Source organism: Rhizobium sp. NXC24 (assembly GCF_002944315.1).
GTDB lineage: Bacteria > Pseudomonadota > Alphaproteobacteria > Rhizobiales > Rhizobiaceae > Rhizobium.
This window is the reverse complement of sequence record NZ_CP024311.1, coordinates 2,212,456-2,235,160: the sequence shown is the minus strand read 5'-3', so window position 1 is coordinate 2,235,160 and position 22,705 is coordinate 2,212,456. Positions and strand designations below refer to the sequence as shown.

At 59.6% G+C, this 22,705-nt stretch carries 20 protein-coding genes; 9 read left to right on the top strand and 11 right to left on the bottom strand.

Annotated elements, in window-relative coordinates:
- Positions 1-23: 23 nt before the first annotated feature.
- Genes mobB through NXC24_RS10965 form a run of 3 tightly spaced genes read right to left on the bottom strand, consistent with a single transcriptional unit; the run spans position 24 to position 2,127 of the window.
- Entirely contained in the window at positions 24-557 is a 534-nt protein-coding gene (mobB, locus tag NXC24_RS10975; RefSeq protein ID WP_104823306.1) for a molybdopterin-guanine dinucleotide biosynthesis protein B, read from the bottom strand.
- Entirely contained in the window at positions 554-1,204 is a 651-nt protein-coding gene (mobA, locus tag NXC24_RS10970; protein WP_104823305.1) for a molybdenum cofactor guanylyltransferase MobA, read from the bottom strand. Before mobA ends, mobB begins: the two co-directional genes overlap by 4 nt.
- 11 nt (positions 1,205-1,215) lie before the next feature.
- The gene (locus NXC24_RS10965; protein ID WP_104823304.1) at positions 1,216-2,127 is read right to left on the bottom strand and encodes a DMT family transporter; all 912 of its coding nucleotides are present in this window, start codon (positions 2,125-2,127) and stop codon (positions 1,216-1,218) included.
- Positions 2,128-2,456: 329 nt separating this feature from the next.
- Between NXC24_RS10965 and NXC24_RS10960 the strand changes: the two genes are divergently transcribed.
- Complete coding sequence (locus tag NXC24_RS10960) at positions 2,457-4,991, top strand: methyl-accepting chemotaxis protein (protein WP_104823303.1); 2,535 nt, start codon at positions 2,457-2,459, stop codon at positions 4,989-4,991.
- 81 nt (positions 4,992-5,072) lie between these two features.
- Here the strand turns inward: NXC24_RS10960 and moaA are convergent, their stop codons facing one another.
- Positions 5,073-6,122, bottom strand: coding sequence for a GTP 3',8-cyclase MoaA (gene moaA, locus NXC24_RS10955; RefSeq protein WP_104825117.1), 1,050 nt, complete (start codon positions 6,120-6,122; stop codon positions 5,073-5,075).
- Positions 6,123-6,257: 135 nt separating this feature from the next.
- Between moaA and NXC24_RS10950 the strand changes: the two genes are divergently transcribed.
- Positions 6,258-6,632, top strand: a complete 375-nt coding sequence (locus tag NXC24_RS10950; RefSeq protein ID WP_104823302.1) for a DUF971 domain-containing protein — start codon at positions 6,258-6,260, stop codon at positions 6,630-6,632.
- 25 nt (positions 6,633-6,657) lie between these two features.
- Positions 6,658-7,857 (top strand): low temperature requirement protein A, encoded by a 1,200-nt coding sequence (locus tag NXC24_RS10945; protein WP_104823301.1) that lies wholly within the window; start codon positions 6,658-6,660, stop codon positions 7,855-7,857.
- Here NXC24_RS10945 and NXC24_RS10940 read toward each other — a convergent pair.
- Positions 7,854-8,336 (bottom strand): MarR family winged helix-turn-helix transcriptional regulator, encoded by a 483-nt coding sequence (locus NXC24_RS10940; protein WP_104823300.1) that lies wholly within the window; start codon positions 8,334-8,336, stop codon positions 7,854-7,856. The genes NXC24_RS10945 and NXC24_RS10940 overlap by 4 nt on opposite strands.
- 45 nt (positions 8,337-8,381) lie before the next feature.
- Here NXC24_RS10940 and NXC24_RS10935 point away from each other — a divergent pair, with 45 nt between their 5' ends.
- The gene (locus tag NXC24_RS10935) at positions 8,382-9,353 is read left to right on the top strand and encodes an alpha/beta fold hydrolase (RefSeq protein WP_104823299.1); all 972 of its coding nucleotides are present in this window, start codon (positions 8,382-8,384) and stop codon (positions 9,351-9,353) included.
- A gap of 58 nt (positions 9,354-9,411) precedes the next feature.
- On the top strand, positions 9,412-10,020 hold the full coding sequence (locus NXC24_RS10930) for a pyridoxamine 5'-phosphate oxidase family protein (protein ID WP_104823298.1): 609 nt from the start codon (positions 9,412-9,414) through the stop codon (positions 10,018-10,020).
- A gap of 66 nt (positions 10,021-10,086) precedes the next feature.
- On the opposite strand, the gene NXC24_RS10925 is transcribed toward NXC24_RS10930, so the two are convergent.
- The 3 genes from NXC24_RS10925 to NXC24_RS10915 form a co-directional block, all read right to left on the bottom strand.
- The gene (locus NXC24_RS10925) at positions 10,087-11,154 is read right to left on the bottom strand and encodes a GGDEF domain-containing protein (protein ID WP_104823297.1); all 1,068 of its coding nucleotides are present in this window, start codon (positions 11,152-11,154) and stop codon (positions 10,087-10,089) included.
- Between the two features lie 191 nt (positions 11,155-11,345).
- A complete protein-coding gene (locus tag NXC24_RS10920) occupies positions 11,346-12,953 on the bottom strand; it encodes a fumarate hydratase (RefSeq protein WP_104823296.1) in 1,608 nt (535 codons plus the stop codon).
- Positions 12,954-13,115: 162 nt separating this feature from the next.
- Positions 13,116-14,168, bottom strand: coding sequence for an AraC family transcriptional regulator (locus NXC24_RS10915; RefSeq protein ID WP_104823295.1), 1,053 nt, complete (start codon positions 14,166-14,168; stop codon positions 13,116-13,118).
- A 289-nt stretch (positions 14,169-14,457) separates the two neighbouring features.
- Here NXC24_RS10915 and NXC24_RS10910 point away from each other — a divergent pair, with 289 nt between their 5' ends.
- A complete protein-coding gene (locus NXC24_RS10910; RefSeq protein WP_104823294.1) occupies positions 14,458-15,123 on the top strand; it encodes a glutathione S-transferase family protein in 666 nt (221 codons plus the stop codon).
- A 65-nt stretch (positions 15,124-15,188) separates the two neighbouring features.
- Here the strand turns inward: NXC24_RS10910 and fumC are convergent, their stop codons facing one another.
- A complete protein-coding gene (fumC, locus tag NXC24_RS10905; RefSeq protein ID WP_104823293.1) occupies positions 15,189-16,580 on the bottom strand; it encodes a class II fumarate hydratase in 1,392 nt (463 codons plus the stop codon).
- A 417-nt stretch (positions 16,581-16,997) separates the two neighbouring features.
- On the opposite strand from fumC, the gene NXC24_RS10900 reads away from it, so the two are divergent.
- A complete protein-coding gene (locus NXC24_RS10900; RefSeq protein WP_104823292.1) occupies positions 16,998-18,899 on the top strand; it encodes a L,D-transpeptidase family protein in 1,902 nt (633 codons plus the stop codon).
- Between the two features lie 184 nt (positions 18,900-19,083).
- Here NXC24_RS10900 and NXC24_RS10895 read toward each other — a convergent pair whose 3' ends face one another.
- Both NXC24_RS10895 and NXC24_RS10890 read right to left on the bottom strand, forming a co-directional pair.
- Entirely contained in the window at positions 19,084-20,253 is a 1,170-nt protein-coding gene (locus NXC24_RS10895) for a TIGR02281 family clan AA aspartic protease (protein ID WP_104823291.1), read from the bottom strand.
- A gap of 185 nt (positions 20,254-20,438) precedes the next feature.
- Positions 20,439-21,113, bottom strand: a complete 675-nt coding sequence (locus NXC24_RS10890; protein WP_104823290.1) for an HAD family hydrolase — start codon at positions 21,111-21,113, stop codon at positions 20,439-20,441.
- A 195-nt stretch (positions 21,114-21,308) separates the two neighbouring features.
- Here NXC24_RS10890 and rpiA point away from each other — a divergent pair, with 195 nt between their 5' ends.
- Complete coding sequence (rpiA, locus tag NXC24_RS10885) at positions 21,309-22,010, top strand: ribose-5-phosphate isomerase RpiA (RefSeq protein ID WP_104823289.1); 702 nt, start codon at positions 21,309-21,311, stop codon at positions 22,008-22,010.
- Between the two features lie 13 nt (positions 22,011-22,023).
- On the top strand, positions 22,024-22,593 hold the full coding sequence (locus tag NXC24_RS10880) for a DUF2059 domain-containing protein (protein ID WP_104823288.1): 570 nt from the start codon (positions 22,024-22,026) through the stop codon (positions 22,591-22,593).
- The last annotated feature ends 112 nt before the right edge of the window (positions 22,594-22,705 follow it).

The following is a 22,705-nucleotide window of genomic DNA, read 5'->3' as shown; positions in this document are numbered from 1 at the left end:
AGGCCGTCGGGAAACCGGCGGCCTTATTCTTTTGCCAGTTCGCCGAGGCCAACCGTCGCAGCGATGAAATCGGCGATCGCCAGGGTATCGTCGAGATCGAAGACGGTCAGTGCGCCGGCATCCTCCACCGGATGGTCGGTGGCTATGGCGACGATATGCGGGTCTTGCGGCGCCAAGGGCACGCGGTTGGCCGCCTCGAGGCGACGAGCTTCGATCTTGGGGATCGGCTCGCGCTTGTAGCCTTCGATCAAGACGAGGTCGCAAGGGGCAAGCCGCGCCAGGATTTCCTCGAAGCTCGGCTCCGGCTCGCCGCGTAGTTCGTGCATGATGGCATAGCGCGTGCCGGAAACGATGGTGACTTCATGCGCTCCAGCTTCGCGATGGCGAAAGCTGTCGGCGCCCACCTTGTCGATGTCGAAGTCATGGTGGGCATGTTTGATGGTCGAAATCTTGTAGCCGCGGCGGGTGAATTCGGTGACAAGCCGCACCGCAAGGCCGGTCTTGCCGGAGTTCTTCCAGCCGGCGATGCCGAAGATTTTGGGTCGCTTGGTTGTCATGATGTCTGCTCCAATGCCGCGAGCCATGTTTCTGCGGCGATCAGGTCTTCTGGTGTGTTGACGTTGAAGAAGGGATCGAGGGAACCGATCGGCGTTTGGATCATGGCAAATTCGACCGTTCGGACACTATGACGCGCGAGATAGTCCCTGACGCGTCGCTTGTCATCCTTGACAAGCCAGGTCGCGAGATCGTTGGCAATCGAGACGGGCCACACGCCGAACACCGGATGATCGCGACCCAATGATGTGGCTATCGCGATTTCGTCTCGGTCTTCGATCGTTTCGGCCAGCCGGGCGACCAGATCGATTGGAAAAAACGGGCTGTCGATCGGCGCCGTAGCGATATGCGACGCGTCCGGGTGCCTCATCACCGCATGGCGCATGGCGGTGTGCACGCCCGCCAGCGGGCCGAGCTTGCCGGGGATGGTGTCGGGAACCAACGGCAGCCCTTCCGTATCCGACCAATCGGCATCGGCATTCAACGCAACCGGCTTTCGCTGCTGCTGTCCGATGCGAGCGGCTATACGCGTCAGAAGAGTTTCGCCACCGAGAAGTGCAAGCGCCTTGTTCGCACCCATGCGGCTGGAGCGACCGCCGGCGAGCAGATAGGGCGGGATATCGGCGGGATCGGGGATGAAGCCGGGCATGTTGGGCGACCTCAGGCGGGCACACGCGGCTCGGATTCCTGGGCGACGCGCTCGACCGCTTGCCGTTTGCTCTCCCGGTAGAATGTATAGAGACCGGAGGCGATGACAATGGCGGAGCCGATCATGGTCCAGGCATCCGGCATCTCACTGAAGAACAGCAAGCCAAGCAATGCCGACCAGATGAGGCTTAGATAGCGGAACGGTGCGACGAAGGAGATCTCGCCCGTGCGCATCGCCTGGATCACCGATTGATAGCCAACGAGCACCAGGATCGATGCGAGCAGGATGTGCGAGAACGGGGTGAAAGTGATCGGCTGCCAGCCGCCGAGCGGAGCGATCGACAGGGCGCCGAAGATGGAAATCGAGACAGCGGTACAGACCGTCACCATCAGCGACGGCACATCCTTGCTGACACAACGCGTCGCCAGATCGCGGGCGGCTGTGGCGAACATACTGGCGACCACGAGCAGGGCAGCCGTCGTGAAGCCATCGGGGCCGGGGCGGATGATGATGAGCACGCCGACAAAGCCGACGACGATCGCCGTCCAACGCCGCCAGCCGACCGGTTCCTTCAGGAACAGGGCTGCGCCGAGGGTAACGGCGAGCGGCAATGCCTGCAGGATGGCGGAGGCATTGGCAATCGGCATCATGCCGAGCGCGGTGATATAGGTTGCTGCCGCAATTCCTTCGCAGACGACGCGCAGCGCGATCATCGGCTGCAGAATGACTTTCCATGAGCGCAGGGCTCCCATATTCCAGGCGAGCAGAAAGACGAAGATGCTGGTAAAAAGCCCGCGGAGAAACATGATCTCTCCTGCGTTCATGACCGCGATGACTGATTTGGAAAGTGCGTCGCTGCAGGAAAAGCCGGCCATAGCTGCGGCCATGTAGAGCGCGCCCTGCGTATTCTTCGTCCGCGGCATAAAGCGATTCCCTGGATATATCAGCTCGCTCTACTGCGGTTTTCCGCAAATTGGAATCATTGCCGGTGTAGTCGTGATCAAATTCGATTGTGCGTCGCAATGAAAACGTGAGCTGATGGCGAGTGCAATCACGCCGAAATCGCAAAATCGGGACAGCACTGTCGATTTTTGGGAGATGTGCGATCTTTTACGTTCGTGATTAATCCTTATTCAATCTAATTTCCGGACGCTCGGCTCAGTTTTGCATGAGGCAGAAGCTCTACCGCAGCGCAGCAGGGAATGACGGTCCCGCCTTCGCCGGATACCAACGAATTTCATTGGGGCGTGGCATGTTCTTCATTGATCGTCTTCTGCAAAGCCGCCGGATCGTGACCAAGGTTCTTATCTTCGTCGTACCGCTGGTGGTGCTCATCGCCGGCATCGGCCTGGTTGGCTATCACACGGCCAATATTCTCAACGGCCATATGACCGTGACGCGGGCGACGATCGAAAATATCAGCGACTTCGAGAACTTGCAGGCTGCTTTGCAGGAGTTCACCACGTCGCCATCCGATGAAACGCGCAAGACGCTTGCGGACAAGATCGATGCGCAGGCGGCCGGCGTCCAGCGTCTGAGCGGCCTGCTCAGCAATGATCAACGCGCCAAGATCTCCGCCGTCAGCGATCTGGCCGACAAGATGCGCACGCAGACGGCCGCCCTTTGGAACATCAAGCAAAAGCAGGACAGCGATGTCGACGCGATCCAGAAGGCAGTGTCGGGGCTCGAAGCCAGCGGCAAGGCGGCTGGAAAGCAGATCGACATCATCCGCAAGGAGTTCGGCGACAAGGAAACCTTCGCCAAGGAACTGCTTTACGATGCCGCTGCCTTCAAGGGCCTGTCGGACAAGATGAGCAACCTGCGCATCCAGGTGCAGATGGCCGCGGATTCCAATGAGGAAATCTCCGATGCGCGTACCTATACGGATGCGATCCTCAAGCAGGTCGCCACGTCGAAAGCTCTTGTTTCCAAGCGTGGCGTCGCGCTGGTCAACGGCGCGGCCGATGCTGCCAATAAGCTTGACGCAGTCCTGAAGGGCGGCGACACCGCCGATCTGAAGGTCCAGGCCATGGGACCGATTCTGCAGAGCTTCGTGAAGATCGAAGGGGATATGACCCTGCAATCGGCCAAGAACAGCGATACTGCCGCCGATCGCTTCGTCAGCCTCGACAAGATCATCGACGGCCAGAAAGAATTGTTGGATCACGTCGACCAGGCGCTGGGCATCATCGATCGCCTGACGCTGCATACCGCACGGATGGAGAATGTGCGCGACGCTGCCTCGCGGGACGCCGTCGTTGCCGATCTGAAGGATCTGCAAGACGCCGGCGTAAAGATCTCTGCGTTAGGCCAGACCAATTCTACGATGCGCGATTTTTCTGCTCGTACTCAGCCTTTGATCGACAGCGTGACCAAGGGTTCGGCCGATCTGTTGCAGACTGCGTCCGACTGGAAAAAGACGCGCGTCGATTCCAACAGCTTGCTGGCGGATGCGATGACGTCGCTGCGCAGCTTCGTTGCGCAAGCGCAGGAGATCGGCAAGGAAGACAGCGAGCGCTCCGCCAATGTCTCCGTCATTGCCATGATCCTCGGTACGTTGCTTGCCATCGTCGGCGGTCTAATGCTGGTCGAAACGCTGCGTGGACCTCTGAAGCGGGTTACCGAAATCATGACGCGGCTTGCCAGCGGCGATCTGGAAGTGGCGATCGACGGCCGCAATCGCGGCGACGAGATCGGCGATATGGTGCGTTCCGTCACCGTCTTCCGCGACGCTGCCGTGGAAAATGTCCGCCTGGAGCGGGAGGCCGAGAGCGCACGCGCTTTGTCGGCGGAGGATGCCGCACGCCGCGCCGCCGACCGCGCCCGCATCGAAGCCGAGCAGAAGCAGGCGCTGAATGCGCTGGCAGACGTTCTCTCCAAGCTTGCGGATGGCAATCTGGAAGAGAGCATGCGCGAAGACCTCTCCGCCGATTTCGTCGAAATGGCATTCACCTACAATCACGCTGTCGAAGCCCTGCGCGAGACGTTGACGGATGTCCGCTACACGGCCGAGGAGATCAAGGGCGGTACCGGCAATCTCGCCGCATCCGCCGACGATCTCGCACGCCGCACCGAGCAGCAGGCGGCTGCCCTCGAGGAAAGTTCGCGGGCACTCCACCGTCTGAGCGACGTCGTGCGTTCCACCGCCGACCGCGCTAAGCAGACGGCGGTCTCGGTCAACGAGACCCAGGCTTACGCAACGCAATCCGGCGAAGTCGTCGCCAAGGCCGTCGGCGCCATGAGTGAGATCAACCGCTCGTCGGAAAAGATCGTCACGATCATCGGCGTCATCGACGAAATCGCCTTCCAAACCAACCTGCTGGCGCTGAATGCCGGCGTCGAAGCCGCCCGCGCCGGCGAGGCCGGTCGAGGTTTTGCTGTCGTCGCGCAGGAAGTGCGCGAACTGGCGCAGCGCTGCGCCAACGCGGCAAAGGAGATCAAGGGCCTGATTTCGGCAAGCTCCTCGCAGGTGCAAAATGGCGTCCATCTGGTCGAGCAGACCGGTGCTGCGCTCGCCGAAATCATCGGCCATGTGACCGGCGTGCAGAAGCTCGTCGCCGACATTTCCGCGGCAACGGCCGAGCAGTCGACCGGGATCGAAGAAGTGACGCGAGCGGTCGGCGAAGTCGAGCTGATCACCCAAAGAAATGCGGCGATGGTGGAAGAAAACAACGCCGAGATTCATGGCCTGCGCCAACGCGTCGATATGCTCTCCGACAAGATCGACCGCTTCCGCACGGGCGATGGCGACGGGGCACATGAAGGCTATGGGTATCGCGCCGCCTGAGGCGTTACTTCAGAAAACAACAGCAACCAATAGAAACGCCGGACTTATCGCCCGGCGTTTTCTTGTCTTGGTATGGGAAGATCAGCCGCCGGTGACGCTCATATGGCGGGCGACAGCCGGTCTGTTGTGCGTGCGGTCGATGATAAAATCGTGACCCTTCGGCTTACGGGTGATCGCTTCGTCGATGGCGGCGTAGACGAGCGCGTCATCTTCGGTGGCGCGCAGCGCCGTGCGCAGGTCGGCGGCATCGTTCTGGCCGAGGCACATATAAAGCGTGCCGGTGCAGGTGAGGCGCACGCGGTTGCAGCTCTCGCAGAAATTATGGGTCAGCGGCGTGATGAAGCCGAGGCGGCCATCGGTTTCGGCGACTTCGACATAACGGGCCGGACCGCCGGTCTTATATGGAATGTCGGTCAGCGTGAATTGTTGTTCGAGATCGGCGCGCAATTTGGAGAGCGGCAGGTACCGGTCAGTGCGATCTTCCTCGACCTCACCCATCGGCATCGTCTCGATGACGGTCAGGTCCATGCCGCGGCCATGGGCGAAGCGCAGCAGCTCGGGTATCTCCGCCTCGTTGAAATCCTTGAGCGCCACGGCATTGAGCTTGATCTTCAGGCCCGCCTTCTGCGCGGCGTCGATACCCTCCATCACCTTCGCGAAATCGCCCCAGCGGGTGATGGCGTGGAATTTATTGGGATCGAGCGTGTCGAGCGAAACGTTGATGCGGCGCACGCCGCAATCATAGAGCTCCTCTGCATAGCGCGAGAGCTGCGACCCGTTTGTCGTCAGCGTGAGCTCCTCCAGGCCACCGTCTTGAACGCGTTTGCCGAGCTCGCGCACCAGAAACATGATGTTCTTGCGCACCAGCGGCTCGCCGCCGGTCAGGCGAATCTTACGGACGCCTTTAGCAATGAAGGCGGAACAGAGCCGGTTCAGCTCTTCCAGCGTCAGCAGATCTTTTTTCGGCAGGAAGGTCATGTTTTCCGCCATGCAATAGGTGCAGCGGAAATCGCAGCGGTCGGTCACGGAGACGCGCAGATAGGTGACCGCCCGCCCGAAAGGGTCGATCATCGGTGACGCATCCGCCACCAGCGGCGATCCGTTGCCTATCGTACCGACAATGCTGTTCACGAAAACCTCCGTTGTCATGTTAATGTGTGCATAGGCGATTGTTGCGTCAAGGGAAATGCATTTTCAAATGCACTTGCGCGTTAACGACTGGCGGCCTACTTCTCCGGGTACGCATTGAAACGCATGGGAAAATCGATGAGCGACGTCTGGCCAACCGAACTGAGAGTGTCGAAGGACCGCCATCATCTGGTGGTGAGCTTCAATGACGGCGCAAGCTTCGATCTGTCGGCGGAAATGTTGCGCGTGCTGTCGCCATCGGCCGAAGTGCAGGGACATGGGCCAGGGCAGAAGATCACCGTGCCGGGCAAACGCAATGTCGGGATCATGTCGATGACGCCGACCGGCAACTATGCCGTCCGCATCGGTTTTGACGACATGCATGATACCGGCATTTTTACGTGGGCCTATCTTCGCGAGCTCGGCGAGAAAGGTTCCGAGCTTTTCGCCGCCTATGAGGCCGAACTGAAGGAAAAGGGCTTGAGCCGCGACGTGGCGGGCAAGCCGCACTAGCACTGTCAGCAGCAAGGGGACAGGCATGGCAGGTGGGGATACGGGAAGCTGGCTGCGCGCCAAAGGTAGCAAGAACGAAAGCAAGGTCTCTTTCGTCGAGCTGTTTTTCGATCTCGTCTTCGTCTTCTCGATCTCGCAGCTTTCGCATGCGCTGGCCAGCCATTTCACTCCCCTCGGCGCTCTCGAAGCCGGCATGCTGATTTTTGCCGTCTGGTGGGTATGGATATTCACCGCCTGGGTGACGAACTGGCTCGATCCCGATCGCATGCCGGTGCGCATCATGCTCTTCGTGCTGATGTTTGCCGGGCTGGTTCTCTCAGCGTCCATTCCGGATGCCTTTGCCGGGAAAGCCATTTTCTTCGCCGGCGCCTATGTGTTCATGCAAGTGGGCCGTTCGCTATTTACCGTCTATACCCTAAAAGACGTCAGCCCGGCCAATCATCGCAATTTCGTCCGCATCACCTGCTGGCTGATCGTGTCGGGGATCTTCTGGATTGCCGGCGCCCTGATGGAGGGCGAGACGCGGGTGTCGCTGTGGCTCGCTGCGCTGGCGATCGAATATGCAGCACCCGCCTTCGGTTTCGCCGTGCCCGGCCTTGGCAAGTCGACCGCGGCGGATTGGGATGTTTCCGGTGCGCATCTTGCCGAGCGCTGCGCGCTCTTCATCATCATCTGCCTCGGCGAGGCAATCCTGCAGGCGGGCAAGACATTTGCAGAACAGCCGCTTTCGCCGCTGATCGTTGCGGTATTCGTCACGGTCTTCGTCGGCACCGTCGCCATGTGGTGGATCTATTTCCAGTTCGGCCATGAACGTGCCGCCCATCGCATCGAGCAGGACGAGACGCCCGGCAGCCTAGCGCGACAGGCTTTCACCTATGCGCATATCCCGATCCTGGCGGGCATCATTCTGAGCGTCGTCGGCGACGAATTCTTGTTCTCCCATCCCCATGACCCGGCCGACATACATATGGCGGCGGCGATCCTTGGTGGCCCGGCCGTGTTCCTTGTCGGCAATCTCTGGTTCAAGGGGGCGACGACCGGGCGGCCGCCGCTATCGCATTTCGTCGGCCTCGCCGGGCTGGCGCTACTGGTTCTCGCGGTTTCCCAGGTCGATGTCTACCAGCTCGGCATCCTTGCCACGGCGGTCCTTATCGTCGTGGCGATATGGGAGTTCGCTTCGCTGAACCGCGCGGTGCCCTTGGCGCGCCCGCCGGGCAATCACTAATCGCCTATTGTTTCCAGAGGCTCGCGTTCTTCCTGCAGCAACAGGCTGACAATGCGTTCCATGTGGGCCGTCATGATTTCGCATTCGTCGAGTGGTGCGTCCGAGAGCATGCGGTCGATGAGGTCGGTCTGGATGGCCATGGCTTCTTCCGTCAAGCGTCGGCCTTCCGTGGTCAGATAAAGCCGCCACACGCGCTTGTCGTGTTTATCGCCGCGACGCTCGATCAGGCCGCGTTTTTCCATCTGCGGCAGGAGCATGCTCATGTTGGAGCGACCGACTAGCAGCTTGTGGGCCAATTCCTGCTGCGAGATGCCTTCGAAGCGGAAGAGATTGACGAGAATGTCTAGATGCGGCGGCTTGATGTCGAGATGCGCAAGTGCCCGGCCGAGCGATTGCTGCATGAGCTGGCAGGCGCGGGCGACGGCAATCCAGCTACGAAAACGCGGATGGTCCCAAGGTAGGGATTGATTTTTGTTCATCGTTGTACTTTATTGTTCATGATTGAACATTATTGGATTCCCACTATGCCATCCTTTGCGCTTAAGGTCACCCGGCTAGGATTGTCCAGCCTTGGCAGGATTTCGCCGCAGCTTGCCGGCAAAGCCGCCTTCAAGCTTTTCTGTCTGACACCGTCGCGCCGGCCGCAGGGCGCCAAGGCGGAGGCTGCGCATTCACAGGGCAGGGCGCGTCTGAATTCTGCCGAGCAGATCATGCTGTCTTTTCGCGGCGGACGGGCGATGGCCTATCGCTTGAACGGCGGGGCCAAGGGCCAGCGGAAACGCTTTCTTGTCGTCCATGGCTGGGGCTCGAGTAGCGAATACATGTCGGAGCTCGCCGTCTTCCTCGCAAATGCGGGTGCCGAAGTGATCTCGCTCGACCTGCCGGGCCATGGCCGCTCGCCGGGGCGCTTCCTCAATGTGCGCCTTGCGGTTTCGGCCATCGTGGCTGCGGCGGAGCGCTTCGGCGCTTTCGACGCGACCATCGGCCATTCGTTCGGCGGTGCTTCCATTGCAATGGCCGCGGCCGGCTTTCTGCCGGGCACAGAGCCGACTCTGACGGATCGCCTGGTGCTGATCGGCGCACCGAGCGCAATGGGCTGGCTGTTCACGGATTTCGGCAGGATGATGCGGCTCGATCCTAAAGTGCAGGCAGCACTTGAAGCGGAGGTCGGTCATGTCACTGGCAGGGCGCTCGATGAGTATGTTGCCGAACACAGCGTTCGCGACCTCGGCAGGCCGGTATTGGTCATCCACGCCGAGGACGACAAGGAAGTCAGCGCCGATCATGCCCGCGCCTACGCCCGCGCCGGCGATCATGTTCGCCTCCTCTGGGCCAACGGCTTCGGCCATCGCCGTATCGTCAGCGCCGCTCCCGTGCTGGAGGCGATCGGCGAATTCCTGGCGGAAGCGCCGGCATCTGCTGAAGAAAATGCATTCGAAAGCGACGGCGAAACGGTTATATCCTTTCTTCGGACGTCGGTGCGGCGTGTGTCATAGCAACGTCACGCCTTGCGTCTAACCCGCTAGTATCTGGATCAAAAAGACGTGAGGCAACATGCGGATCATCACTTCCGTTGAAGAACTGAATGAGCTTTATGGCGGCACGAGCGAGGCATCGATCGCCAAGGTGACGACTGCGCTGACGCCGCTCTATCGCAGGATGATCGAGGTATCGCCCTTCATGGCGCTGGCGACGGTCGGCCCGGAGGGGCTGGATTGCTCACCGCGCGGTGACTTGGGCGGCGTCGTGCGCGTGCAGGACGACAAGACGCTGCTGCTTCCCGACTGGCGCGGCAACAATCGCGTCGACTCGCTGGCCAATATCGTCAGGGATCCCCGCATTGCACTGATGTTTCTAATTCCCGGTTCAAACACCACGATGCGCCTTAACGGTCGCGCGGTGGTCTCCATCGAGGAAAGTTTGCTTGCGAGTTTCGAGATGGAGGGCAAGCATCCGCGCAGTGTCGTGGTGATCACCATCGACGAGGTCTATTTTCAATGCGCGCGGGCCGTGATGCGTGCCGAACTCTGGAAGACGGAGACATTCGTCGATCCGGCAAGCCTGCCGACGCCCGGCATGCTGCTGAAGGCGGCGAAGGGCGATTTCGATCAGGAGACCTATGACCGCGAATGGCCGGCGCGAGCCGCCAAGAGCATGTGGTAACAAAAAATCCGCCGGCGCGCTTGGGGAAGCAGCACCGGCGGATAAGACTTTAACTCTGGTCCGATTCTAACTTTTGTAGATGAGCCAGCTCTTCGAGAAGTCTTTCTGCATGCCTTCCTGATAAATATAGCTGGAGTTGCGGCCGCCATTCTTGGCGCAATAGAGCGCAATATCGGCTTTGCTATAGAGTTCGCCGGGATCTCCGGCTTCCGAGGCCATGCAGATGCCGAGCGAGAGGGTGATCGGCCCGTAATTCACTCCTGTGCGGGAGTTCTTGAACGGCGTCGTCTCCAGTGCACGGCGGATACGCTCGCAGACCGCCATAACCTCTTCCGACGTATTGCCTTCCAGGATCAGCGCGAATTCCTCGCCGCCGGTGCGGGCGACGAAGGCGTCGCGACGGACATTGGCGCGGATGAGGGAGGCGACGGTTGCGAGGATCTTGTCGCCGACCGGATGGCCGTATGTGTCGTTGACCTTCTTGAAGTAATCGATATCGGCCAGCACCAGCGCCGTTACGGGCCGGGCCATCTGATTGTCAAAGATGGTGGCCAGGCGATCATCGAAGGCGCGGCGATTGGAGAGGCGCGTCAGAGAGTCGGTATTGGCAATGCGCTTGTATTCGTCCAGTTCCTTGCGCACCTGGTCCATTTCCTGGCTGCGCTGCGCAACATTCTCGACGGTCTTTTCGCCGTGCGCCATCGTGTCGCCGGTCGCTTCCGCCAGGATGTCGATGGCGCTGCGCAGCAGATCGACGCTATTGTTGTTCTTGGACGTGATGCGTTGGCAGGTCTCGCCGAGCAATCGATTGTAGCTTTCAAGCGACGTCTGTTCCTGTCGCAGCGTGCGCAACACGGCATCGAGTTCCGAGATCAGGCGGGCGTGGGCGTCATCGAAAACGCGGCCGGCATGGTGGGAGAAATGCTGGGCGCCGAGTGCATCCAGTTCTTCTTGCGTGGCGTTGCTGCCGAGTGCGGCAAGCTCGCGGGTCAAGGCAGGATTGGAACCAATATAGGCTTCGTAGAAAAGTTCGTAGTTGCGCGGGATCGGCGCGACCCCCATGGATCGCATGGCATAGGTAATCTGTCCTGCCACGTCGGGAACTTGCGCCTTGGGCGCAACCACCGTACTCATCGGCGAACTCCATTAATTGATTTCATGAAAGCACTATTTTTAGTTAGCCTAAGAATCTTTGAAAAAGATTAAGGCAATGAATGTAAAATCTTATAAGTTCGGACTTGGGTTTAGTTTTATTATAAAGTGGAAATACTTACCAGGAAGGCACCGAGACGGTGCCTTCCTTTTTGTCTGACTATTGACAAAGTTCAGCCGAGGTTGAGTTCCTGGAAGAAATCGTTCCCCTTGTTGTCGATGACGATGAAAGCCGGGAAATCTTCGACTTCGATCTTCCAGACTGCTTCCATGCCAAGTTCGGGATATTCCAGCACATCGACTTTCTTGATGCAGTCCTGAGCGAGGCGGGCGGCCGGACCGCCGATCGAGCCGAGATAGAAACCACCATGCGACTTGCAGGCCTCTCGCACGGCGCGCGAGCGGTTCCCCTTGGCGAGCATCACCATGGAGCCGCCGAAGGACTGGAACTGGTCGACATAGCTGTCCATACGTCCGGCCGTCGTCGGGCCGAAGGAACCGGAGGCGTAGCCGGCAGGCGTCTTGGCCGGGCCGGCATAATAAACCGGATGATTCTTGAGGTAATCCGGCATGCCCAGGCCTTTTTCCAGGCGCTCGCGGATTTTTGCGTGCGCCAGGTCGCGGGCGACGATGATAGTGCCGGTCAGCGACAGCCGGGTCTTGACGGGATGCCGCGACAATTCCGCCAGGATCTCGGGCATCGGCCGGTTGAGATCGATGCGGACCATCGATTCGGAAAGCTTGGCCTCGTCGATTTCAGGCATGTATTTCGACGGATCAGTTTCGAGCTGCTCGATGAAGATGCCGTCGCGGGTGATCTTGCCCTTGGCCTGACGATCGGCGGAACAGGAGACGCCGAGGCCGATCGGCAACGAAGCGCCGTGGCGGGGCAGGCGGATGACGCGGACGTCGTGGCAGAAATATTTGCCGCCGAACTGCGCGCCGACGCCGAGGCTCTGCGTCAGCTTGTGAATTTCCTTTTCCATTTCGATATCCCGGAAGGCATGTCCGCTTTCGGAGCCCTCCGTGGGAAGACAGTCGAGATAGCGCGTCGAGGCCAGCTTGACCGTCTTCAGGTTCATCTCGGCCGAAGTGCCGCCGATGACGATCGCCAGATGGTAGGGAGGGCAGGCGGCCGTGCCGAGCGTCAGGATCTTCTCCTTGAGGAAATCCAGCATGCGGTCATGGGTGAGCAGCGACGGCGTGCCCTGATAGAGGAAGGTCTTGTTGGCCGAGCCGCCGCCCTTGGCGACGAAGAGGAATTCGTAGGCGTCGGTGCCTTCCTCATAGATGTCGATCTGCGCCGGCAGATTGTTCTTGGTGTTCTTTTCCTCGAACATCTTGATGGGCGCGAGCTGCGAATAGCGCAGATTCTTCTTCTCGTAGGCGTCGAGCACGCCTTTTGCCAGAGCCGCGCTGTCGCCGCCTTCGGTCCAGACGCGGCGGCCTTTCTTGCCCATGATGATCGCCGTGCCGGTGTCCTGGCACATGGGCAGCACGCCGCCGGCGGCGATATTGGCGTTCTTCAGCAGGTCATAGGCAACGAAACGGTCGTTGTCGGTCGCTTCCGGATCTTCGAGGATGGAGGCGAGCTGCTGCAGGTGGCCGGGACGCAGCAGGTGGTTGATATCGGCAAAGGCGGTTTCGGCGAGCAGCCGGATACCCTCGGGATCGACGGTCAGGATGTCCTGGCCCTTGAACGTGTCGACGGAAACATAGTCTCCGGAAATCTTGCGATAGGGAGTGGCGTCGTCGCCGAGGGGAAAGAGATCGTCAGCCATGCGTGGACCTTTCAATGCCTTGATGTGGCGGAAGAGACGTTGCGAACGGTCTAAATCCGGCAAGGTCCAAATGCAATTGGTTGGATACGGCAACTCAATATCCCCATAGACAATTGGCGCCCAAACCGAGCTCTTGAGATAACGGTCAGCAGGGAGCGCATTTTACCGCAAGAGGCCGGGCGAGGTGCCCAATGAGGCTGGCCAGGCCGCAAGCTCGTTGGTCTGCCGCCATCGCATCGGCGTCATACCGGTCCATGCTTTGAACGCCCGATAAAAGGAATTCGTATCTCGATATCCTAGAAACCAAGCTACCTCCTCGACCCTGATCGTGGGGTCGGCCAGCAGTTGAATGCCAAGTTCGTGGCGTGCTTCGTCGAGGAGAGATCGAAACGTCATGCCCTCCGCTGTAATTCGGCGCTGTAGCGTCCGCTTGCTCATGCCCATATCGCGCGCGACATCGTCCACTTCGGGGCGGCCGCTCGCCATAGCGCGCTTCAGCACCGACTTGACCTGATCGACGAAGCTGCTTCCCGACTCCAAATCACGCATTGCCTCCGAAAGCGCTGGCGTCAGCATATGCAATAGCTCAGGATTGTGGTCGATGAACCGGCGGTCGAGGTCGGCTGACGCAAGGATAAGTCGATTTTTGGACGCCTCGAAACGGATCGGACAGCCGAAGAAGGCATCGTGTAAATCGGTGGATGGGCCAGCCCGCTCGAATTCGATCCCGACCGGGCTAAGAGCCTGCCCTGTGCCCCGCCGTCCGAGTTCGATCAGCATCGCAAAGCTGGCGTCGACGGCGAGAGCCGGTTCCGGCTCCGTGTCCGGCGGCCACTCTATAGTGAGAACAGCCCGGCCATTCTTTTCGTCGCAGAGAAGCTCATCGGGACTGCAAAGCAGCTTGAACCGTACAAGCCGCGCAATACCGTCGCGATAGCTCTCTGCGTAGGAAGCGGCGAGGAATGCCAGTTTGTGGGTTGCGGTGCTGGTTTCGCGGACCATCTTGATGCCGAACCCCGCGTCGCCGGACAGCGCTTCGATTGCACGCCAAATCCTGAAAAGTTGTGCTGTGCTGATAATCGCCGTGGGATCGTGGTGAAGCGTGGCGGGAAGGCGCGCTTGTCTCAGTACAGTTGTCGGCTGCAAGCCTAGAAGCTCGACGGCACGCCAGAATGCTTGGGGTAGCCTGCAACGATCCGCGCGAACAACCTTCATCGTTTTCCTATTCAACAAGGGCAGCCTTTGGCTGGTAGTGTCCTGAGCCCAATCATCCATGGGACTTGGTCACTGTCGCCGCCTGGACGGGCATACCTTCTGTTTGGTTTAGGGGCAGATCCCTCCGAAATCGGACACTCGAGCACTTTGGCGTATTTCGCAAGTAAATTGGCACTCTGTGCTGATGCGGCCAAGCGGCCCGGCCTTTATCTCCACTCTACGCACCTTGCTAACTGGCCGAGTGACCGGCAGCGGCAAACATGCGGATCCGTTTCTCAGGAGATCGACCATGTCACTTACATTCTACACCAACCCCAATTCCCGCGGCCGCATCGTTCAATGGATGCTCGAAGAGGTGGGGTGCGAGTACGACACCGTTCTGCTCGATTACGAACGCTCCAGTGCCGCCGACCGATGGGGTGGCGCAGCGCTTGCGCGCCCTGGCGACGCTTCCAGCCAGCGCGGCCGCTTCTTCACGGAGGTGAACCCGATGGGCAAGGTGCCGGCGATCGTTCATGACGGCCGGGTGATAACGGAGAGCGCCGCTATCTGCGTGTACCTCGCCGAGGTCTTCGCCAGCGCCGGATTGGCGCCAACCGCGGACGAGCGGGCGGATTATTACCGGTGGATGTTCTTCGCGGCCGGACCGCTTGAACAAGCTGTGACCAATCATCGGGCCGGCTTCGTTCCCGCGCCGGAGCAGGAGTTCTTTTTCGGGCACGGCAGCTACGAGCGCACCGTGGACCAATTGGAACGCGCGGTGAGCGCGAATCCCTACATCGCAGGAAATCGTTTCACCGCGGCCGACGTCTACGTCGGATCGCATATCGGCTGGGGCCTTGGGCTCGAAACCCTCCCGAAGCGTGACGCATTCTTGGAATATCTGGGTAGGATTACGCAGCGCGACGGCTTTCGAAGGGCTATCGCCAAAGGCGAGACGAAGGTCGCTGCCTGATTGTAATCACCGTAACAGGGCGCGCTTTCGGCAGATGCCGGAAGCGCCTCCCCACTTCGCAGAGTCTACTTCGGCCCAATCATCGTCTCCGGCCGGACGATCGCATCGTAATCTTCCGCCGAAACCAGCCCGCTCGCCAAAGCCTCTTCCTTCAACGTCGTGCCGTTCTTATGCGCCGTCTTGGCGATCTTGGCGGCATTGTCGTAGCCGATCTTCGGGGCAAGTGCGGTCACCAGCATGAGCGAACGTTCGAGGCCAGCCCTGATATTCTCCTCGCGCGCCTCGATGCCGACGACGCAATTGTCGGTGAAGGAGACGGCGGCATCGCCGAGCAACTGCACCGACTGCAGGAAATTGTAGGCCATCATCGGATTGTAGACGTTGAGCTCGAAATGACCCTGGCTGTCGGCAAAGGTCAGCGCGGCATTGTTGCCGAAAATGTGGGCGCAGACCTGCGTCAGGGCTTCGCATTGCGTTGGATTGACTTTGCCCGGCATGATCGACGAGCCCGGCTCGTTTTCCGGCAGCGCCAATTCGCCGAGGCCGGAGCGGGGGCCGGAGCCGAGCAGGCGGATATCGTTGGCGATCTTGAAGAGAGCGGCAGCGGCGGCATTGATGGCACCATGGCTGAAGACCATCGAATCATGGGCCGCCAGCGCTTCGAACTTGTTTGGAGCGGTAACGAAGGGCAGGGCGGTGATTTTGGCGATCTCGTCGGCGACCTTTTCGGCAAAACCGATCGGCGCATTCAGGCCGGTGCCAACCGCGGTGCCGCCTTGGGCGAGTTCGCAAAGGCCGGGCAAGGTCAGCTCGATCCGCTTGATCGAGGACGCGACCTGTGCGGCGTAGCCGGAAAACTCCTGGCCAAGCGTCAGCGGCGTGGCATCCTGCGTGTGGGTGCGGCCGATCTTGATGATGTGGGCGAAGTCGGCGACTTTCTTTTCCAATGCCGCATGCAGATGTTTGAGGCTTGGCAGCAGATGATGAACGATCTGCTCGGCGCAGGCGATATGCATCGCGGTCGGATAGGTGTCGTTCGACGACTGGCTCATATTGACGTGATCGTTCGGATGCACCGGCTTCTTGGAGCCCATGACGCCGCCCAGCATTTCGATCGCGCGGTTCGAGATCACCTCATTGGCATTCATATTCGACTGCGTGCCGGAGCCGGTTTGCCAGACCACCAGCGGGAAATGCTCGTTGAGCTTGCCGTCGATCACTTCCTGGGCGGCCTCGACGATCGCTTTGCCGAGAGCGGGATCCAACTGGCCAAGCTCCATGTTGGCCCGTGCAGCGGCCTGCTTGACGATGCCGAGGGCACGTACGATCGACAGCGGCTGCTTCTCCCAACCGATCTTGAAGTTGCCGAGCGAGCGCTGCGCCTGCGCGCCCCAATAGCGGTCGCTAGCCACTTCGATCGGGCCAAAAGTATCGGTTTCAGTGCGGGTGGAGGTCATTATCCCTGGTCCTGCTTTTCCGTTGAAAAGGATAGTTGTCATATAGGTCCGAATGGTGCCCAAGAAAACAGAGAAGGGGGATTTCATGATAGTCTTCGTCATGTTTTCGACGCGATAAGGAAAGCCGTGTTCTTTTTAACACGCTCGATAGATATTCTTCGTGGCGTCCTTATTGCCACTCAAAAACCACGCGAAAATTCAATAAAAAATTAACTAATAATTTCATAATTTTGTGTGAACTAAATCGCGAAGCCTGCTTTCGCTTTTTCACACAAAGTTGAGGCATTGAACGAAAGACGGGGTCTGGCCGTTTTCATTCTAATGGTTAAACGGTGTTTGGAACATCGCGGCCGAGTTGATTGGAAAACAGCACCGTCTGTCTCGAAGATACCGCTTGATACGGGGACTGATTAGAGAATGAAACTTGTCATGAAAGCCGCAGCATCCGTTCTGGCTCTTTCCTGCTGCCTCTCCGCCGCCGGCGCGACATCCGCGAACGCGATGACCCTCATGGATTTCATTCGCGGCGGGCAGGGGCGTCAGCAGAGCACTCAAGTTTCCGCCCCGGTCACTGCCAATCCGGCACAGACTGGTATTGGCGCCACCGCGCCAACACAGGCAAAAGAGCCGCTGCCCAGCGTCAGTGCGCCTAAATATTATACCTACAAGCCCGAGGCTATGCGCCTCGTGGCATCCAACCGTTTTGCCGATCCGGTGGTGACGGGGGCGGTCGCTGATGCGTCTTCGACGCCGGTCGCTGTCGACACCAGCGCTTCGCAGCGTCGCTATCTGACCGAAGCTCGCGTGATGGCGACGAATGATGTCGCCAAGGCGCTCGAGGCCTACTACGCCGATCAGAGCAAGCCGCTCCTTTGGGTTGCCGACAATGTCATCAACGACAAGGCCAAGGCTGCCATGGCGGTTCTGGCCGACGCGGGTTCCGTTGGCCTCGACCCGGCCGATTATGCCGTGCAGGCGCCGAGCTTCGATCCGGCAAGCGTCGACCCGACAATGCGGGACCGCGCGTTGATGCAATTCGAGCTTGCACTTTCCGGCAAGGTGCTGATGTTCGTTCAGGATACGATCCGTGGCCGTCTCGACCCGAACAAGATCTCCGGTTATCACGATTTCAAGCGCAAGGACGTCAACCTGACGCCGGTTCTCGGCCTGCTGCGTGCAAGCCCGGATGTTGCCGCCTATCTCAACAGCCGCAGCCCTTCGAACCAGGAGTTCACGGAGCTGAAGGCTGAGCTTGCCAAGCTTCACGCAGAAAGCGGCAACGACAGCACGCACATCTCCATCTCGCTGAACGGCACCCTGAAGCCGGGCGGCAGCTCGCCGGAGATGGCAAACATCGTCAAGGCTATCCAGCATCGCGGCTCGGATGCGCTGAAGGTCAAGAACGCCGTGACGCTTGCTGCCTACAAAGGCACGCCGGACTATACGCCCGAGCTCGTCTCGTTGGTCGAAGACTTCCAGAAGGAAAAAGGCCTGACGGCAGACGGCGTCATCGGCCAGTCTTCCGTTCGCGCCATGGTCGGTGAAAACAACGATACGAAGGTCCAGAAGCTGGTCATCGCCATGGAGCAGTTGCGCTGGCTGCCGAGTGAACTTGGCCCGCGCTACGTCTTCATCAACCAGCCGGCCTTCATGGTCTACTACCACAACAACAACCATGAACAACTGTCGATGCGCGTCGTCGTCGGCGGCAAGGAACATCAGACCTTCTTCTTTGAGGATCAGGTCCAGACGGTCGAGTTCAACCCGTTCTGGGGCGTTCCGCAGTCGATTATCATCAACGAAATGCTGCCGAAGCTGCGCGCCGATCCGAACTATCTCGACCGTATGGGCTACCAGGTCGAAGTCGGTGGCCATGCCGTCGCGTCATCCAGCGTCGATTGGTACGGTTCGACACAGAATGTCTCCGTGCGCCAGCCGCCGAGCAGCGACAATGCGCTGGGCGAGTTAAAGATCCTCTTCCCGAATTCGCATGCGATCTACATGCATGACACGCCGCAAAAAAGCTTCTTCAAGAAGGATATGCGTGCGCTCAGCCACGGCTGCGTCCGCCTCGCCGATCCGCGCGCCATGGCCGCTGCCGTGCTGAACACGACGGTGGACGACATCGCAAAGCAGATCGCCACCGGCCAGAACAAGGCGGTACCCGTGCCGCAGAAGTTCCCGATCTACATCGCCTATTTCACCGCCTGGCCGAACAAGGACGGCGTCGTGCAGTATTTCAACGATGTCTACGATCGCGATGCGGCAACACAGAAGGCGCTCGACGCGACCACGAAGGCGCGCACCGCACAGATCTGATTGCAGGCTCGTGTTTGAAAAAGAAAAGGCGGTCCATTCGGGCCGCCTTTTTCATGTGCTGACTTTCGTCGTCGTCGGTATGTTGCTCATTTCCGGCGCTAAATAAGGTCTGAGAAGCGCCTGGAATTGCCTCAAGGAAAATCGCGGCCGCAGGCGATGGGTGCTGTTCTTGGCCGATAGCGGATCAGTTTTTCGTCTCGATCCGCCATTCGCGGCTTCCGAATGTTACATCGAAACGTGACAGGAACGACCGACCCAGCAAGCCATCTATGTCGTCTCCCAAGGCCGCCTCGTCGCCGAGAACGATGGTGGTGACGTCGTTGGCCTCCACGTGTCCGACCTTGACCGTTGTGGATGTCGTGCGCGTACCCTGTGAGACGCCATTGGCGGTCTGCAGCGAAATGTCGCCGGCTTCGTCAAGGGGCAGCTTGGCTCGCGCCGCGAATGCCTTGGTGACGGCAATGAAGCTCGCGCCGGTATCGACGATGAATTTGCCGTCCATGCCATTGATGTTGACCTTGGTGACGATCACGTTCTTGCCCTGGGTTGGAAAGCGGTCGCTGCCCGTCGCATAGGTCGTCGCGCATTTTCCTTGCGCGGTATAATTCTTGATGATTCCGCGCACCACCGCAGTGTCGTTATGATCGGGATTGATCGATACCCAGGTCTGAAGTGGCGTGATCGCCGCGCAGTAGTCGCCGAGAGCGCGGTAGCTGTCGGAAATGCCCTGGAACACGAGACTGTTCAAGGTGGCGACGTTATCGGTAAGGCCGATAACGGAATAATAGTCGTCGATGGCATCGCTGTATTTCTTTGCGCCTTGCCGGATCTGTCCGCGCAGAAAATAGAAGTCCGGTATGCCCGGCGTCATCGCAACCAACTCGTCCGAGACCTTCATCGCTTCGCCAAAGTCGCTGAGGCCGAGAAGAATGCTTGCCGCATTTTGGAGCGCGATATTGGAAGGCGTACATTTGCGGGAAAACGCGACCAGCGCTTTCGCGGCTTCGCGGCGATACCCTTGCGTCTGCAATTCAGCGGAAAAATTATAGAGCGCATTCCAGTCGCAGGGCTCCCGGCGCAGCATGTCGAGGTAGTTGGCCATTGATTTGCGGCCGGCAACGACGTTCGGCAGCGGCTCAATTTCGTATTTTTCATAGACGGCGAGCAGTGCTGGGTCGGGCTTCGCGGCGGTTGCTTCTTCGAGATAGCCGACGACGCGGTCGCCATAGATATAGAATGCCAGTGCCGCGCATAGGGCGGCAAAGATTGTAAGTGTGCGAATGATTGGCGCGAGCCATCCTCTGCGAGAGGGCAATCTACCGCCATTGCGGTCTTCAGGATCTGCTACCAGCAAGCGCGCGCTCCGCCATCAAATTGCCCTCTGCGCTTCCTCCTTGGTGCAGACTGCTGGCTGATTTGCGTCGCAATTTCCGGCCGACATCACGTTTGTATTGAAGCGTCGATAAGTTGTGGCGTAGCAGCGTGAATCGCGCAAGGGCCGCTACAACTTTACCAACGGATTGCTGCCGATATCCGGCTCTATGCCGCTAACAGATCGCGTACGAGCGCCGGAGTCAGTTCGTCATAATGCGCGATGACTCGGCTCGGACCGAGCGTGTCGACGCTGACGTCGGAGTAGCCGAAGGGGACGGCGATGGAGGGGACGCCGGCATTGCGGGCAACCAGAATGTCGTTGATGCTGTCGCCGATCATCACCGTCCGGCGAAGGTCGCCGCCGGCGCGCTCGACGGTGCCGATCAGGTGCTCCGCATTCGGTTTGCGAACGGTGAAGGTATCGCCCCCGGTGATGGCCTCGAAATAGTGGGTAAGCCCAAGCCGGTCCAAAAGGGTGCGTGCGAGCGCCTCCATCTTGTTTGTGCAGACGGCGAACTTGTAGCCTTGCGTTTTCAATACCTCTAACGCGGCAAGCAGACCCGGATAGGGTTGCGTCAGGCCGGGCATCGTTTCGGTGTAGTGGGCGATGAATCGCTGCAATAGCGCCGGCAGTTCCTCCGGCTTCAATATATAGCCACGCAGCTTGCAGGCGCGTTCGATCATGACCTGAGCGCCGTTGCCGACGAGATAGGTCAGGTCGCCATAGCTGACCGGCGCCAATTCCAATGCGGCAATCGTGTGGTTGAGGCTTTCGACGAGATCCGCATGGGTATCGAGCAGCGTGCCGTCGAGATCGAATACGACAAGGGGAGATTTCACGAGGAATTGGCCTTTGGGTAAGAAGAAGCGGGTCTTTTGGAGTTAAAAGATCGGGCTGGCAATTGCAACCAAAGCCTCTTTAAGCCCCGCCGAATATGGCCGCGGATTTCTATGAAGCGCCGTTATTTTGGCTTTCGTTTGCAGGGAGAGCCGTGTAAACAGCACTCCAACGTAATAAACGGGAGCATGTGGCGCATGGACGCCCGCCAATTGAAGATCGAAGCTGCAAGAGCGGCTCTGGCCCATGTCGAGAGCGGCATGCGGCTCGGGATCGGCACGGGCAGCACGGCGGAAGAGTTCGTCCGGCTGCTCGCCGAAAAGGTTGTGGCAGGCCTTGTGATTGAAGGCGTTCCGACCTCCGAGCGTACCGCGCGGCTCTGTGTCGAACTCGGCGTGCCGCTGAAGTCGCTCGATGAACTTCCAGAGCTCGACCTCACCATCGACGGTGCAGACGAGGTGGATGGCGCCCTGCGGCTGATCAAAGGCGGCGGCGGTGCGTTGCTGCGCGAAAAAATCGTCGCGGGCTCGTCGGCACGGATGATCGTCATTGCCGACGAGAGCAAGGTCGTCGAGACGCTCGGCGCGTTTCCGCTGCCGATCGAGGTCAATCCCTTCGGCCTCGTTTCCACCCGTATCCAGATCGAGAAGGTGGCGTCCCGCCTCGGCCTTTCCGGCGCGCTCAGCCTGCGCCAGTCGGGTGGCGGCAACTTCGTTACCGACGGCGGGCATTTCATTATCGACGCATCTTTTGGCCGCATTCCTGATGCAGAGGCGCTGTCGATTGAGCTGAATTCGATTCCCGGTGTTGTCGAACACGGGCTCTTCATCAACATGGCGACACTTGCGATCATTGCCGGTCCCGCCGGCGCGCGCACGTTGCAGGCGAACAATACATAGGAGCACTGAACTCATGATCAAAATAGCGGGTCTTGGCCGTTTTGCCGCTGCGACCATCGTTCTTTCAGGCATCGCGCTCGGTTCCGCAAGCGCTCAGGAAGTCACGGAAGAGCAGATCAAGGCCGCACGGGCGGCGATCAACGCGCTTGGCATCACGAACCAGTTCGACAACATCCTGCCGAATCTCGCCGAGCAGTTGAAGAGCACGATGATCCAGGCGAACCCGAACTTCGGTGACGCCATCAATTCGTCCGTCGACGCAACCGCACTGGCTCTGGCGCCGCGCCGCGCCGACCTCGAGCGGGAAGCCGCTGTGACCTACGCAAAGGCTTTCAGCACCGACGAGCTGAAGGCGATCGCCGATTTCTACAACTCCCCGGCTGGCAAGAAGCTTCTCAAGGACGGCCCGATCGCAACGCGCGCGCTCTACAAGGCCGCCGATATCTGGGGTCAGGGCATTTCGCGCGATCTCGCCAACCAGAGCAGCGATGCTCTGCAGAAGGTGGTGAAGGCTCCGATCGTTTCCCCGCCGACGGATGCCACCAACAACGCTCAGCCTGCACCGACGCAGAAGCAGAAGTAAGCCTGATCCTTTCCAGGCCCTCGAATTTCAAAGCCCGGATATCGTTCCGGGCTTTTCTTTTTGCCCTTCGAAATCCTATATCAGTGCCGACCCCTTTTCGGCGCGTCGCGCG